This window comes from Streptomyces sp. NPDC004539 (genome assembly GCF_040610055.1).
Classification (GTDB): domain Bacteria; phylum Actinomycetota; class Actinomycetes; order Streptomycetales; family Streptomycetaceae; genus Streptomyces.
Genome location: NZ_JBEXLS010000002.1, coordinates 236,765 through 251,192, shown reverse-complemented (window position 1 = coordinate 251,192; position 14,428 = coordinate 236,765). Strand labels below are relative to the sequence as shown.

Genomic DNA, 14,428 nt, shown 5'->3' with positions numbered 1-14,428 from the left:
AGAAACCGGTCCGATCATACGGCCGCCCGCTCCACCGGACAGCTCATGCACCGGGGCCCGCCCCGCCCCCGCCCCAGCTCGCTCCCCGGGATCTCGATCACCTCGACGCCCTGTTTGCGCAGGTGCGTGTTGGTCGTCGCGTTCCGCTCGTACGCGACGACGACGCCCGGCTCCACGCACAGCACGTTGCAGCCGTCGTCCCACTGCTCGCGCTCCGCCGCGTGCACGTCCTGCGTCGCGGTCAGCACCCGGATCTCGTTCAGGCCGAGGGCCGCCGCGATCGCGCGGTGCATGTGCTCCGGCGGATGGTCGGTGACCTTCAGCTCCTTCTCGCCGACGCCGGGTTCGATGGTGTACGAGCGGAGCATGCCGAGGCCCGCGTACTGGGTGAACGTGTCGCCGTCGACCATCGTCATGACCGTGTCGAGGTGCATGAACGCACGGCCCTTCGGCATGTCGAGCGCCACGATCGTCTCCGCCGAGCCCGCCGCGAACAGCTTGTGCGCGAGCATCTCCACGGCCTGCGGGGTGGTCCGCTCGCTCATCCCGATCAGGACGGCGCCGTTGCCGATGACGAGGACGTCCCCGCCCTCGATGGTCGACGGATAGTCCGCCTGTCCCTCCGACCAGACGTGGAACCGCTCGTCCCGGAACAGCGGGTGGTGCCGGTAGATCGCCTCGAAGTGCACGGTCTCGCGCTGCCGGGCCGGCCAGCGCATCGCGTTGATGGAGACGCCGTCGTAGATCCAGGCGGAGGTGTCGCGGGTGAAGAGGTGGTTGGGCAGCGGGCCCAGCAGGAAGTCGTCCAGCTCCATCACGTGGAAGCGTACGGAGGTCGGCTCGGGGTGCGCCTGGAGGAACTCCCGCTTCGTCATCCCGCCGACCAGCAGCTCGGCCAGCTCGGCGGACGGAAGCGTCTCGAAGGCGGCCCTGAGATGGTCGGTCGCGAGGGGACCGTACTCCTTCTCGTCGAAGACCCGGTCCAGTACGAGGGTCCGCGCGGCCGGCACCGAGAGCGTCTCGGTGAGGAGGTCGCCGAAGAGGTGGACGGCCACCCCCCGGTCCCGCAGCACGTCCGCGAACCCGTCGTGCTCGGCACGCGCCCGCCGGACCCAGAGCAGGTCGTCGAAGAGCAGGGCGTCCTTGTTGGTGGGGGTGAGCCTTTTCAGCTCCAGGTCGGGCCGGTGCAGAATGACGCGGCGCAGCCGCCCGGCTTCGGAGTCCACGTGGAATGCCATGTCTCCATCCTGACCTTCGGGGACCCGGTTCACCCGGTTTCCGGGGGGTCTTTCTGCCCGCGGACCACGTCAGGAAGACCCCCCTTCACCTCACAGCCTCGGGTCCACCGGCTCCGACTCCAGGGCCAGCACCCCGAACACCGGCTCGTGGACGCGCCACAGGGGCTCGCCGTCGGCCAGGCGGTCCAGGGCCTCCAGGCCGAGGACGTACTCGCGGATCGCCAGGGAACGCTTGTGGTTCAGGAAGCGGCCCCGCAGCCGGGCGAGCTGGTCGGGGCGGGTGTACTCCGGGCCGTAGATGATCCGGAGGTACTCACGGCCCCGGACCTTGACGCCGGGCTGGACGAGGCGGCCCTCGCCGTCGCGGACCACCGCGCCGAGGGGCTTGACCACCATGCCCTCGCCGCCTTGCGCGGTCAGTTCCAGCCACCAGTCGACGCCCGCCCGGACCGAGACGGGGTCGGTGGTGTCGACGTACAGGCGCCGGGTGGTCTGGAGGAGGCCCGTGCCGTCGTGCTCCACCAGCCGGTCCAGCAGGGCGAGTTGCTCGTCGTGCGGGAGCGCGGCGAGGCTGCGGCCCTGGACCGCGAGGAACTGGAACGGCGCCAGGCGGATGCCGTCGAGGCCCTCGGTGGGCCAGCAGTAGCGCCGGTACGCGTCGGTGAACGCGGCGGCGTCGTCGGCCCGTTCACGCTGGCGGGTCAGCAACTCGCCCACGTCCACGCCTCGTTCGGCAGCGCCCTGGAGCGCGGCGAGCACCTCCGGGAACACCGCCCCGGAAGCGGCGCCGACAGCGGCGTACTGGGACCGCAGCAACCCGGTCGCCTTCAGCGACCACGGCATCAACTCGGCGTCCAGCAGCAGCCATTCGGTGCCGAGGGACTCCCAGAGGCCGGCCGCGTCGGCAGCCGCCCGCACCCGCCCGAGGATCGCCTCGGTGACCTCCTGGTCGTCGAAGAACGGCCGCCCGGTACGGGTGTAGAGGGAGCCCGTAGGACCGTCCACCCCGAATTTCCTGCGTGCCGTCTCCGCGTCCCGGCACACCAGGACGACCGCCCGCGAGCCCATGTGCTTCTCCTCGCACACGACCCGCCCGACCCCGTCCGCCGCGTACTGCGCGAACGCCTCCACCGGGTGCTCCAGATACCCCTCCGCCCGCGAGGTCGCCGTGGGCGCCATGGTCGGCGGCAGGTACGGCAGCAGCCGGGGGTCGATCGCGAACCGGCTCATGACCTCCAGCGCGGCGGCGGCGTTCTCCTCCCGCACGGAGACCCGCAGCGCCCCGTCGTACCGGGTCGTCACGATCCGCCGCCCGTGCACGTCGGCCAGGTCCAGCGGGCGCCCGTCGTGCCCGCCCGGCGCCTCCGAGCGCAGCGGCCTCGTCGGCTCGTACCAGACCTTCTCGGCGGGTACGTCGACCAGTTGCCGCTCCGGCCAGCGCAGCGCGGTCAGCTTGCCGCCGAACACCGCGCCGGTGTCGAGGCAGATGGTGTTGTTGAGCCAGGTCGCCTCCGGCACCGGCGTGTGCCCGTAGACGACGGCCGCGCTCCCCCGGTACTCCTCGGCCCACGGGTACCGCACCGGCAGCCCGAACTCGTCGGTCTCCCCGGTGGTGTCGCCGTACAGCGCGTGCGAGCGGACCCGCCCGGACGTCCGGCCGTGGTAGTGCTCGGGCAGCCCGGCGTGACAGACGACCAGCTTCCCGCCGTCCAGGACGTAGTGGCTGACCAGCCCGTCGATGAACTGCCGTACCTCCGCGACGAATTCCTCGCTCTCGCCGTCCATCTGCTCGATGGTCTCGGCGAGTCCGTGCGTGTGCTGGACGTTGCGGCCCTTCAGGTAGCGCCCGTACTTGTTCTCGTGGTTGCCCGGCACGCACAGCGCGTTCCCGGACTTCACCATCGACATGACGCGCCGCAGCACCCCCGGGCTGTCCGGCCCCCGGTCGACGAGGTCCCCGACGAACACGGCGGTACGCCCCTCGGGGTGCACCCCGTCGACGTACCCCAACTTCCCGAGCAGCGACTCCAGTTCGCTCCCGCACCCGTGGATGTCCCCGACGATGTCGAACGGCCCGGTGAGATGCGTGAGGTCGTTGAACCGCTTCTCGGTGCGTACGGTCGCGGCGTCGATCTCCGCCGGTCCGCGCAGGACGTGCACCTTGCGGAAGCCCTCGCGCTCCAACCCCCTGAGGGAGCGCCGGAGTTCACCGACGTGCCGCTTGATGACCCGGCGCGGCATGTCGGCCCGGTCGGTGCGGGCCGCGTTGCGCTCGGCGCACACCTCCTCCGGGACGTCGAGGACGATCGCGATCGGCAGGACGTCGTACTTCCGTGCCAGCTGGACGAGTTGACGGCGGGACTCGGTCTGCACGCTGGTCGCGTCGACGACCGTGCGGCGGCCGGCCGCGAGCCGCTTGCCGGCGATGTAGTGCAGGACGTCGAAGGCGTCCCGGCTGGCGCTCTGGTCGTTCTCGTCGTCCGAGACCAGGCCCCGGCAGAAGTCGGAGGAGATGACCTCGGTGGGCTTGAAGTGCCGTGCCGCGAAGGTGGACTTGCCGGAGCCGGAGGCGCCGACGAGGACGACGAGGGAGAGGTCGGTGACGGGGAGTTCGCGCCCCTTGCTGTGCTGCTGCTCGGTCATGCCGCCGTCGCCTCCTTCTCGGTCTTCTCGGTGCTCTGGGTGCTCTGGGTGCTCTGGGTGAACGTCGCCATCTGGGTCGGCGGTCCGACCTCGGGGTCGTCGGGTCCGACGGGGGTGAACTCGACGTCGTAGCCGTGGAGTCCGGCGACCTTGTGGGCCCAGGCGCGGAACTCCTCGCGGGTCCACTCGAAGCGGTGGTCGCCGTGCCGGACATGTCCGGCGGGGAGGGACTCCCAGCGGACGTTGTACTCGACGTTCGGGGTGGTCACGACGACCGTGCGGGGGCGGGCCGCGCCGAACACCGCGTACTCCAGGGCGGGCAGGCGCGGCAGGTCGAGGTGTTCGATCACCTCGCTGAGCACGGCCGCGTCGTACCCCTTGAGCTGTTTGTCGGTGTAGGCCAGCGAGCCCTGGCGCAACGTGACCCGGGAGGACTGGCGTTCGCCCATGCGGTCCAGCTTGAGGCGGCGGGCGGCGATGGTCAGCGCGCGCACCGACACGTCGAGGCCGACGATCTCCGTGAACCGGACGTCCTTGAGCAGCTCCTTCACCAACTCGCCCTGGCCGCAGCCGAGGTCGAGGACCCGGGCGGCCCCGGCACCGCGCAGGGCGGCGAGGATCGCCTCACGGCGCTGGACGACGAGCGGGGTCGGCTTCTCCTCCGTCTCGGCCTCCGACTCGACCGCGTTGTCGATCTCCTCGACCTCGCTGTCGTCCGTCTCGGCGAGCCGCACCAGTTCGAGGCGCTCCAGGGCCTGCCGGGTCAGCGACCAACGGCGGGACAGATAGCGGCTGGTGATGAGTTTCTGCTCGGGGTGCTCGGCCAGCCAGCCCTCACCGGCACGCAGCAGCTTGTCGACCTCTTCGGGGGTGACCCAGTAGTGCTTCGCGTCGTCGAGGACCGGCAGCAGGACGTACAGGTGACGCAGCGCCTCCGAGAGCGTCGACCCCTCGGACTCCAGGACGAGCCGGACGTACCGCGAGTCGCCCCACTCGGGGAACTCCGGGTCCAGTGCGACGGGTTCGGCGGTGACGGTCCAGCCGAGCGGCTCGAACAGTTCACGGACGAGTCCGGGGCCGCCGCGCGCGGGCAGTGCCGGTACCTCGACGCGCAACGGGCGCTTCTCGCCCGGGAGTTCGGGGCGGGCCTGGCAGGTGCCCTTCATCGCGCTGGAGAACACGGCGCCGATGGCCACCGCGAGGAGTGAACTGGCCGCGTACGGGCGGTCGTTGACGTACTGCGCGAGTGCCGCGTCCGGGGCGCCGCCCCGGCCCTTGCCCTTGCCGCGCCGGACCAGTGCCACCGCGTCCACCTCCAGCAGGAGCGCCGCCGTGCAGCGATCGGGGCCGGCCTCGGGGTAGAGGACGTGCGCCGTGCCGTAGGAGGTGGAGAACGTCTGCGATTTGTCGGGATGCTTGTGCAGCAGGTAGCCGAGGTCGGTCGCAGGGCGTTCGGGGGTGCCGGTGGTGGTGATGGTCAGGAACATGGGCCTCTCCGGCCGGGTCGGTACGGGTAATCGCGCAACTCTCGCACACCAGCTGTGACCGGCGCCTTTGGATATCCGGCTCCGGTCATTCCGCGGCCGTGCGCCAGGGGCTGACGCCGAGTTTCCCGGTGGTGCCGAGGTCGAGGCCGGGGGAGATCGTCACGGGGGCGGCGCCGGACTTGGCGCGGACGCGGACGTACGGGACGTTCACCGCCGTGCCGAACTCGGTGGTGTTGCGCCAGGCGAGCGTGGCCCGTGCCTTCGCGCCCGGCTTCAGGGTGAGCGGTTCGGGGGTGTCGCCGCCGCCGACGGCGCTGGAGATCCCGCTCGTCCCCTTGAGGATCTGGACGCCGTCGACGGGTTCGCGCTCCTCGTCCAGGAGGGTCAACTCCGGGAATCCGTCCAGGGAGTAGGGGGTGGTGCCGCAGTTCACCAGATGGATGCCGACGACCCTGAGGCCCATCGCCGCGTCACCCTCGTCGGCGTACACGCGGACACCGGACGGCGGACAGGCGCCGCCTTCCGAGGGGGCCTCGGCGGTGGGGATCTTGTCGACCTTGACGACCTTCGCCGTGGTCGCCCCGCCGGAGCCGGGCCCGGCGAGGAGTTCCAGGTTCCCGGTGACCGTCTTCCCCGGCGGGACCGAGCGCGCGGGCACCTTCTGGTTGCTCATCGCGCCGCCCGAGGAGGACCGGAAGGAGATCGTGACGGTGTACGTCATCGCCTCGGTGTCCTTGTTGACGATCTCGTAGGCGGCGGTGAGCCGGGCCAGGCTGTCCGGCCTGACCACGTAGTCGTCGTCGGCACGGGGGGACGGGGCGGCCGGGAGGGTCACGGAGGTGACGCGGGCGCCGTCGATGCCGGGGTCGGTGACCGGGGAGGCGGACGGCGCGGGGGTGCTGCCGCCTCCGGCCCCGGCGTCCGCCGTCCCCTCGGTGCCGCACGCGGTGACGGTGAGGAGGGCGGCGACCGCCGGGGCCAGGAGGAGGTGTCTGCGCATCGGGCCACCCCATCAGGCGGCGTGATCACGGGCTGTGGCGGAGGCCACAGCTCCGGTCACAGAGCTGTCACAGGTACCGCCGGGTCAGAGGTGCTGCCGGGTCACGCGAGCTGCGACTGCACCTGGCCGGAGATCAGCTCCAGGTGGTCGAGGTCCGCGAGGTCGAGGATCTGGAGGTAGAAGCGGGTGGCGCCGATCTCCGCGTACCGGCCGATCTTCTCGACGACCTCCGCCGGGGAACCCGCGAGGCCGTTCTCCTTCAGCTCGTCCACCTCACGGCCGATCGCGGCGGCGCGGCGGGCCACCTCCGCGTCGTCCTTGCCGACGCAGACGACGAGGGCGTTGGAGTAGGTGAGCGCGTCCGCCGGGCGGCCCGCCTCCTCGACGGCCGCGCGGACCCGGCCGAACTGCTTCTCCGTGTCCTCGACGGAGGCGAACGGCATGTTGAACTCGTCGGCGTAGCGGGCCGTCAGACGCGGGGTGCGCTTGGGGCCGCCGCCGCCGATCAGGACCGGGATCTTGGCCTGGGCGGGCTTGGGGAGGGCGGGCGAGTCGGTCAGCGTGTAGTGGGCGCCCTTGAAGTCGTACGTCTCGCCGGCCGGGGTGCTCCACAGGCCGGTGACGATCTCCAGCTGCTCCTCCAGGCGGCCGAACTTCTCCGCCGGGAAGGGGATGCCGTACGCCTGGTGCTCCGCCTCGAACCAGCCCGCGCCGAGGCCGAGTTCGACCCGGCCGCCGGACATCTGGTCGACCTGCGCGACCTGGATGGCGAGGACGCCGGGGAGGCGGAAGGTGGCGGCGGTCATCAGGGTGCCGAGGCGGATGCGCTTCGTCTCACGGGCGAGGCCGGCGAGGGTCAGCCAGGCGTCGGTGGGGCCGGGGAGGCCGTCGCCGTCACCCATCTTCAGATAGTGATCGGAGCGGAAGAACGCGTCGAAGCCGAGGTCTTCGGTCGCCTTCGCGACGGTGAGGAGGGTGTCGTAGCTCGCGCCCTGCTGGGGCTCGGTGAAGATACGGAGATCCATGAGGCCATGCTCGCATCCCGTACATCCGTACGACCGTCAACCTCACCTCTCCCCCGGGGCCCGCGCGTCCCCTGTCGGGTGAAAAACGCCGGTGCCGGGCGCGGGGAGCCGCGCGGGGCAGTGACCGGCCCCCTCGATGATCGTTGGGACGTCGGAGCCGGACCGCCCGGCACCCGTGCCCGGCAGGTCGACGCCGGGACGTCACCCGAGTGGCCTCCCCTGTGAGGCCGGGGGCCGAGGAGGCCGTCATGACCGAGGAAATGGGCTCCGCCGGGCAGCCGAAGGGGTTGCTCCAGCAGATGGAGGAGCTGATGGCGTCACTGAACGCGGATCTGTCCGCCCTGGACGCGGATCTTCAGTCGACCGGGAGTTCTTCGCGGGGGGCGGGCGAGGAACACGAGGCCGGCTGAGCCCGGCCGAACCGACCGAGGCCGGCCACACGCCGGCGTCCCCTGGGGGTCCCGCCCCCAGCCCCCCGTCCGGCCCTGAACGGGCCTCGTCCTCGATCGCCGGACGGGCTGGGATCGGCGACCGGCGTGAGCAAGGCCGGCCGGCTTCGCTCAAGAGCCCCCCTCACCTCTCCGGCAACGCCTCCTCCCTGGCCGCCAGCTTGCGCAGCATCTCCAGGACCCGGTCTCTGGACTCGTCGGCGGCGTCGATGGCCTCCATGCACTGCCAGTACGTCGTCTGGTCCGGCGCGGTGGAGGCGAGGCCGACGAGGGCGATGCCGACCTCGCCGAGGAGGCCGCCGAGGCACAGGAGGGCCTGGCGGGCGTCGTCGAGGTCGGTGAGCTGGGCGGCGCGCAGGGACTCCGGCGCGAGATCCGGCGCGTCGAGGACCCCGCAGCCCCGGCCCGCCAGCTCCGTCAGCCCGAGGGCCTCGCCGCGTAACTCCGGGGGGCCGGAGACCGCGAGGCGGCTGCCGATCGCCTGCGCGAGCGCCTGCGCCTGCCACACCTCCGCGAGCAGCTCGGCGCCGTCACCGCCCTGCGCCAGAGCCCACCGGCTCGCCAGGATGAGCCGCACCGCGTCCATGCGCCACCCCCGTCCGTCCCGGGCCCGTTCCTCACGCGCCCGTCTCAACTCCCTTGTCCACTACCCAGAGTGAGGGACCGTGAGACGAAAAGCCAGAGGAAGGCGGAAATCTGTGGACAACAAATCGGTTTCGGACGATTGAACGATTACTCAGAGCGATACCGGACGTGATCATTCCCACCTGTTCCTCATTCCGCTTCCGGCCCGCGCCCCTCCACCGGGAACCGCCGCTCGTTGCGCTCGATCTTCGCCGCCAGCGCGGCGAGCGGGTCGACACCGAGGACCTCGCAGAGTTGGAGCAGATAGGCGAGCACGTCGGCGACCTCGTCCCGTACCCGGTGGGCGGCGTCCGGATCGGACATCACCCGGGCCGACTCCTCAGGGGTCAGCCACTGGAAGATCTCCACGAGTTCGGACGCCTCCACGCTGAGCGCGGCGACGAGGTTCTTGGGCGTGTGGAACGGCTGCCAGTCGCGCGCGGCGGCGAACTCGGCCAGCCTGCGCTGGAGTTCCGGCAGATCGGGCGGGGTGGTCTGTCCTGTCACGGGTCAAGGTGTACCACCGTGACACCGGGCGCCCCGACCGCCCAACGGGCGTCTGGGGAGGTGCCGATGAGGCGGATGTGCCCGCGATCGGCCATCAGGACGGCGAGTTCGAGGAGGGCGCGGCGCTGGTGCGGGTCGAGGTGGGAGTCGAAGTTGTCGGCGAGCACCGTCAACGCGCCCAGGGCGCTGGGGACTTCACGTGGCGCGTCGACCGTGAGGACGCCGGGCCCGGTGAGCAGGACGAGCGCGAGGGCGAGGTGGCGCAGTTCGCCGTCACCGAGGCGCAGCAGCGCCGTCGTACCGCCGCCCCGGTCGAGCACGGCGTGCAGGCGGCCGTCCGTCAGCGCCTCGGCGCGCAGGTCGACGACGGGGCCCGCGCACCCGGCGGCCACGGCGGCGACCAGCGCGGCATGGCGGACGGCGCACTCGGCGCGGGTGCGGAAGACGACGTCGGCGACGTTGTCGCAGCCGGTGCGCAGGCGGCCGGAGCCGGGCAGGACGGGTTCGCGCATCGCGTCGGGGCGGGGGTCGCAGAAGAACACGGAGCGCAGCGCGACGACCATCTGCTCGGCGGCGCCCAGCACGCGCCGCTGCCCGTCGGTACGGCCCGAGACGCGTAACGGGAGTATGGCGGTGCCGAGTTGGTCGTCGGGGAAGGGCGCGCGCACGACGGTCGGCGAGCCGCCGGTGTACCAGGCGGCGTCGACGTACGGCCGGCTCGGGTCCCGCAGCGCCGTCTCCAGCAGCACCGCGCCGCCCGCGCTCAGCCGCTCCCCCACGATCCGCATCCGAGGCTCCGCCTGTACGGCGACGTCGAGGGAGACCGGCCCCTCGGGGCCGTCCGCCGTGCACCCGATCCGAAACCCCCGCCTCCCCTCCCCGTCCGCCCGCGCCCACACCGGCACGCACGCCCCCACGTCGTCGAACACCTCCCGCACCACGCCCCCGCCGCCGAGCCTCGACAGCGCCCCGTACGCCCGCAGCGCGCTGCTCTTCCCGCTCCCGCTGCGCCCGCTGAACAACGTCACCGGCCCCAGTTCGTACATCCCGCGCCGGTGTCCCGCGAACGCCGACAGCCGCAACTCGGTGAGACAGGGCCGCTGGGGGCGGACACCGGATGCCTCGACGGGCTCCACGGTTTCCGCCGCGCCACGCCCACGGGGCGGCGGGACGCGCGGTGCGCGCGGGGGCTGGGCGGCCGTCTGCCGCGACTGCGGATCGCGGGGAGGGCGGGACACGGTCATGTCGGGACCGTAGAAGCACGGCGGCCGGGCGAACCGTTCCGCCGGAGCGACGTTCCCCCGATCGAGCGACCGTCCCGCCGGAATCCGGTCAACGCGTCTGACCGAAACCGCCGATGGTGCGACTGTCGGCTTGTCCGGCCGGGGACGTACGCCGACGAGGCGAGCACCTCGGCGGAAGCCGACGCCACCACGTCGAAGCGGACCACCGGGAAGACGGGTACGGACACGGCGGTCGAGAGCAGAACGCCGAGCGGCCTCGCCCCCCCTAGACCCCCGCCCCCTCCATGATCCCGCTGACCTCGGTCCCCGGCGGCGTCAGCAGGAAGACGTTGCGGTCGACGCGGTGCATGCCGCTGGCCAGGCCGAAGACGACGCCGGTGGAGAAGTCGAGGACGCGTTTGGCGACCTCCGTCTCCGCGCCGGTGAGGTCGAGGAGGACGGGGATGCCGGCCATCAAGGTCTCGGCGACCTCGCGGGCGTCGGCGAAGACGTTGACGCGCAGGACGACGAAGCGGCGCCGGGCCTCGGTGTCCGGTTCGGGCAGGGCGCGGTGGCCGACCGCGGAGGGCCACGCGTCGCGGCCTCTCAGCGGCACGACCTGGGCGAGCCCTTCCCACTGCTCATCGGTGACGTCGTATCGGCTCACCGGACACCCCCCGAAATGACTCGCGTTCCATCCTGCACCAGCCAATTCTTACGCCATGTCACCCGTTCGGCCCAACAGCGACACGTACGGCGACCGCACGGACACCGTTCTCACCCCGCTCACACCGGACTCTTCACCGCCGGCACCCCCCGGTTCAACGCCGGCGCATAACGTCCCGTTCCGTGCACTTGGCAGAGACACCGCCGGTGACATCGGGCCGGTGGACACAGTCGGCGGTGTCCACCGGCCCGGAAACCCCAGAGCCCGAAAGCCCGGAACCCGAAAGCCCCGGCCCCGGCGAGCCCCCCGCGCAGTGGCACCGCGTCCTCACCCTCCTCTCCACCGCGAGCCTCTTCATCGGCACCCGGGACGTCTGGGCGCAGGCCGCCTCGCACCACCCGCCCCTCGCCGCCGCGATCTCGGTCTGCTACGCCGCGATCCTGCTGTCCGGCGTGACGGCCCTGACCGCCCGCACCCGGCGCCTCCTCGCCCGCGTCGACCTGGCCGTCCTGATCACCGCGGTGATCCTGGTCACGGCCGGCTGGCTGGTCTCCCATCAGGGCGGCGACGAGGCCGTCCTCACCACGAAGGCCGCCCGTGAACTCCTCGCGGGCCACGCGGTCTACGGGCAGCCCTGGCCACAGCTCTTCAAGCCGGGCATCGCCCTGACGCAGACGGTCCACGGCGGCTACGACTACACGTACGGCTATCCCCCGCTCGCCCCGCTCCTGACCGTCCCGTTCCTGTGGCTCCACCACGGCGGCGCCCCCGCGACGGCGATGGCGACGACAGCGCTGGTCGTCTCGACGGTCGTGGTCCGGCGGCTGCTGCCTCTCCCCTGGCGCCCGGCGCTGACGATGCTGTGCCTCGGTTTCGGGTTCCTGCCGATGTACGGGCGGCAGGGCTACCCGGCGATCCTCGCCCTGGCCCTGCTGATGCCGGTGGTCCTCGGCTGGCCCCGGATCGGCCGGGGCGGACGGCTCGGTGCCCCCGGTGTCGCCCGCGCGGTCTGTCTGGGCGCGGCCTGCGCGGCGCAGCAACTCCCCTGGTTCGTCACGCCGTTCCTGCTGGCGGGGGTGTACGCGGTGCGGCGCGGGGAGCTGGGGGCGCGGGAGGCGGGGCGGGTGGTGCTGCGGCTGCTCGGCGTCGTCGTCGGGACCTGGCTGGTGATCAACGTCTACTTCGTCGTCCACGAGCCCCGTACCTGGGCGGCGGGTATCGCGCTGCCGCTGACGCAGGGGGCGGTGGTGCACGGGCAGGGTCTCGTCGGGATCTCGCTCTACCTGACGGACGGCAGTGACCGGCTGGACTGGTACTCGCACGCGAGCGTACTGCTGGCGGCGGGTCTGCTCGCGCTGTACGTCCTGTTCGTGCGGCGGCTCGGCCCCGCCGCGACGGTCCTGCCGTGGCTCGCGTTCTTCGTCGCGACGCGCTCGCAGGACGGCTACTACCTGATGATGACGCCGCTGTGGCTGCTCTCCGCGCTGACCGCGCCCCTCCCGGAGTTCGCGCGCGCCTGGCAGCCGAGGGTCCCGGCCCGCCGCCCGCTCGCCGCCCTGCTCCTGCTCCCCGCGCTCGTGAGTACGGCCCTGGCGGCGACCGGGGCGCCTCCGCTGCGGATGTCGGTCGCGTCGGTGCGGCTCGCCTCCGCGCGGACGCTGAGCCGGCTGACGGTGGACGTCCGCAACACCGGACGCGCCGCCCTCGTACCGCACTTCACCGTCTCGACGGGGCAGGGGATGCCGGAGTACTGGACGGTGCTGGCCGGGCCCGCGCGGCTGGCCGGGGGCGGGGCGGGGCGGTACGAACTGCGGCCTCCTCGGGGGGAGTTCACGCTTCCCCCGAGGAGTGCGGAGCCGCGGATTCGGCTGCGGGCGTTCACGGGTGATCCGCAGACGCTGTCCAGTCAGGACATCCAGGCGAAGTTGCCGCTGCCGCGCCGGAGTTGACGGGCCGTCAGGCCGTGGGGTCAGCCCTTGGAGCGGACGAAGCGCAGGACGGCCGTGATCGTCGTGATGTCCTTCATCATGCCCAGCTGGTTCCAGTCGAGGCCGAAGTCCTTGCGGTCGATGGTGAATTCGGCGTTCAGGGTGGCCGCGTCGGCGCTCGCGTCGGCCAGGCCCGCGGTGAAGGAGTGCGGGCGGCTGATGCCGCGGACGGTGAGCTGGCCGGTGACGTGTACGGAGTCGGCGCCGCGGAGTTCCGCCGTGCGGACCGCGTAGGTGATCTCCGGGTGGTTGTCGGTGTCGAAGAAGTCGGCCGAGCGGAGGTGGACGTCCCGCTTGGCGTTCTTCGTGTCGATGGAGGAGGCGTCCACGGAGAGGACGCCGGTGGCGGTGCCGCCCTCGCCGACCTCGCCGCTGCCGGCGACGCCGGAGAAGACGCCCTTCACGGTGACCAGACCCCACATCGTCTTGTGCTTCAGGGCGACGGTGGAAGCGGTCCGGTCGAGCTGCCAGAGCCCTGTTTCGACGGCGACGGTCATGGTTCACAACTCCAGGTAGGCCAAGTCATCCAAATTTGGACGAGGCCACGCTACCCAGTAATCCAAATCTGAACAACCCCCTCGGGGAAAATGCGGCCCGCCGATACACTCGAAGTCATGGCCGACCGCGACGCACCCCCCGCCCACCAGCCCCAATGCCCCGCGTCGGGCGGGGACGGGACGCTCCCGCGTGAGCTGCGGGGCTGGATGCTGCTGCTGGCGGCGACCGGGGCGGTGGAGCAGCGGCTGCACACGCTGGTGAAGGAGCGGCTGGACGTCTCGCACGACGAGTTCCTGGTCCTGTGCCTGCTCGCGGACCAGCCGGACGGCCTCCGTATGACCCGTATCGCCGAACTCCTCGGCCGCCCCAAGACCCGCCTCACCTACCAGATCGCCTGCCTCCAGCACTCCGGTCTCGTCACCCGGGGCTCCGTCTGCGGCGACAAGCGAGGCATCACCGTCCTGCTCACGGACAAGGCCCGCACCCTCCTCCACGAAACGTCCCGCAGCCTCGCGGAAACCGTCCGCGCCGCCCTGGCCGAGGTCATGGGCCCGGCCGAGGTCAACGCCCTGTGCAGCCTGCTGCCGAACCTGGCGGGGGGCGAGGGGGCGGAGGGCTCGAACGGGGGCGGCGAGAGCGCGGGCGCAGCGGACGGGGTCCGGGGGGCCGAGAACAACACCGCTGAAGCACCGGGCGGCGCCGAGAGGACACACACCACGGACGCGGACGCCCCGAGCGGGGCGGAGGAGCCGACGGGCAAGGCCGCGGGGGCGGTGAGCAGGGCTTAGGGGGCGGGCAGGACACGGAGGCCGAAGGGGCTCGGGCGGCGGAGGGGGCGAGGTACGGGGTTGCAGCGAGCAGGGGCTCGGGCACGGCGGAAGAGGCCGTGGAGGGCGGAGTGCAGATACCCGGAGCAGCGAGCCGGGTCGAGGCGCAGGGTTGCAGCGAGCAGGGGCTCGGGCACGGCGGAAGAGGCCCTGGGGGGCGGAGTGCAGATACCCGGAGCAGCGAGCCGGGTCGAGGCGCAGGGTTGCAGCGAGCAGGGGCTCGGGCACGGCGGAAGAGGCCCTGGGGGGCGT

General features: G+C 72.2%; 12 protein-coding genes and 1 pseudogene. 3 read left to right on the top strand and 10 right to left on the bottom strand.

The annotated features are described in order from the left end of the window. Nucleotides 1–14 precede the first annotated feature (14 nt). The 5 genes from ABZX85_RS04845 to ABZX85_RS04825 all read right to left on the bottom strand — a co-directional run bounded on the left by ABZX85_RS04845 (nucleotide 15) and on the right by ABZX85_RS04825 (nucleotide 7,393). Nucleotides 15–1,238 (bottom strand): arginine deiminase, encoded by a 1,224-nt coding sequence (locus tag ABZX85_RS04845; RefSeq protein ID WP_355862543.1) that lies wholly within the window; start codon nucleotides 1,236–1,238, stop codon nucleotides 15–17. A 90-nt stretch (nucleotides 1,239–1,328) separates the two neighbouring features. Continuing rightward, on the bottom strand, nucleotides 1,329–3,881 hold the full coding sequence (locus ABZX85_RS04840) for a polynucleotide kinase-phosphatase (protein WP_355862542.1): 2,553 nt from the start codon (nucleotides 3,879–3,881) through the stop codon (nucleotides 1,329–1,331). Next, a complete protein-coding gene (locus ABZX85_RS04835; RefSeq protein WP_355862541.1) occupies nucleotides 3,878–5,368 on the bottom strand; it encodes a 3' terminal RNA ribose 2'-O-methyltransferase Hen1 in 1,491 nt (496 codons plus the stop codon). Before ABZX85_RS04835 ends, ABZX85_RS04840 begins: the two co-directional genes overlap by 4 nt. 85 nt (nucleotides 5,369–5,453) lie before the next feature. Beyond that, nucleotides 5,454–6,368, bottom strand: a complete 915-nt coding sequence (locus ABZX85_RS04830) for a DUF4232 domain-containing protein (RefSeq protein WP_355862540.1) — start codon at nucleotides 6,366–6,368, stop codon at nucleotides 5,454–5,456. Between the two features lie 101 nt (nucleotides 6,369–6,469). Next, nucleotides 6,470–7,393: an LLM class F420-dependent oxidoreductase gene (locus tag ABZX85_RS04825; protein ID WP_355862539.1), complete on the bottom strand. Its 924-nt coding sequence runs from the start codon at nucleotides 7,391–7,393 to the stop codon at nucleotides 6,470–6,472. A 248-nt stretch (nucleotides 7,394–7,641) separates the two neighbouring features. On the opposite strand from ABZX85_RS04825, the gene ABZX85_RS04820 reads away from it, so the two are divergent. Further along, nucleotides 7,642–7,803 carry a hypothetical protein gene (locus tag ABZX85_RS04820; RefSeq protein WP_355862538.1) on the top strand — a complete coding sequence of 54 codons (162 nt, stop codon included), beginning with the start codon at nucleotides 7,642–7,644 and terminating at the stop codon, nucleotides 7,801–7,803. 163 nt (nucleotides 7,804–7,966) lie between these two features. Here ABZX85_RS04820 and ABZX85_RS04815 read toward each other — a convergent pair whose 3' ends face one another. The 4 genes from ABZX85_RS04815 to ABZX85_RS04800 all read right to left on the bottom strand — a co-directional run bounded on the left by ABZX85_RS04815 (nucleotide 7,967) and on the right by ABZX85_RS04800 (nucleotide 10,863). Next, nucleotides 7,967–8,428: a DUF6099 family protein gene (locus ABZX85_RS04815; RefSeq protein ID WP_355862537.1), complete on the bottom strand. Its 462-nt coding sequence runs from the start codon at nucleotides 8,426–8,428 to the stop codon at nucleotides 7,967–7,969. A 188-nt stretch (nucleotides 8,429–8,616) separates the two neighbouring features. Beyond that, complete coding sequence (locus ABZX85_RS04810) at nucleotides 8,617–8,973, bottom strand: nucleotide pyrophosphohydrolase (protein ID WP_355862536.1); 357 nt, start codon at nucleotides 8,971–8,973, stop codon at nucleotides 8,617–8,619. Beyond that, the gene (locus ABZX85_RS04805; RefSeq protein ID WP_355862535.1) at nucleotides 8,970–10,217 is read right to left on the bottom strand and encodes an ATP-binding protein; all 1,248 of its coding nucleotides are present in this window, start codon (nucleotides 10,215–10,217) and stop codon (nucleotides 8,970–8,972) included. The genes ABZX85_RS04810 and ABZX85_RS04805 overlap by 4 nt, the downstream gene beginning before the upstream one ends. Nucleotides 10,218–10,482: 265 nt before the next feature. Further along, nucleotides 10,483–10,863, bottom strand: coding sequence for a cell division protein SepF (locus ABZX85_RS04800; protein ID WP_355862534.1), 381 nt, complete (start codon nucleotides 10,861–10,863; stop codon nucleotides 10,483–10,485). Nucleotides 10,864–11,099: 236 nt separating this feature from the next. Here ABZX85_RS04800 and ABZX85_RS04795 point away from each other — a divergent pair, with 236 nt between their 5' ends. Continuing rightward, entirely contained in the window at nucleotides 11,100–12,812 is a 1,713-nt protein-coding gene (locus ABZX85_RS04795; RefSeq protein WP_355862533.1) for a hypothetical protein, read from the top strand. A 20-nt stretch (nucleotides 12,813–12,832) separates the two neighbouring features. On the opposite strand, the gene ABZX85_RS04790 is transcribed toward ABZX85_RS04795, so the two are convergent. Next, a complete protein-coding gene (locus ABZX85_RS04790; RefSeq protein WP_355862532.1) occupies nucleotides 12,833–13,348 on the bottom strand; it encodes a YceI family protein in 516 nt (171 codons plus the stop codon). 117 nt (nucleotides 13,349–13,465) lie between these two features. Between ABZX85_RS04790 and ABZX85_RS04785 the strand changes: the two are divergent. Continuing rightward, a pseudogene (locus ABZX85_RS04785) lies at nucleotides 13,466–13,945 on the top strand (MarR family transcriptional regulator); the annotation flags it as partial. Nucleotides 13,946–14,428: the final 483 nt, after the last annotated feature.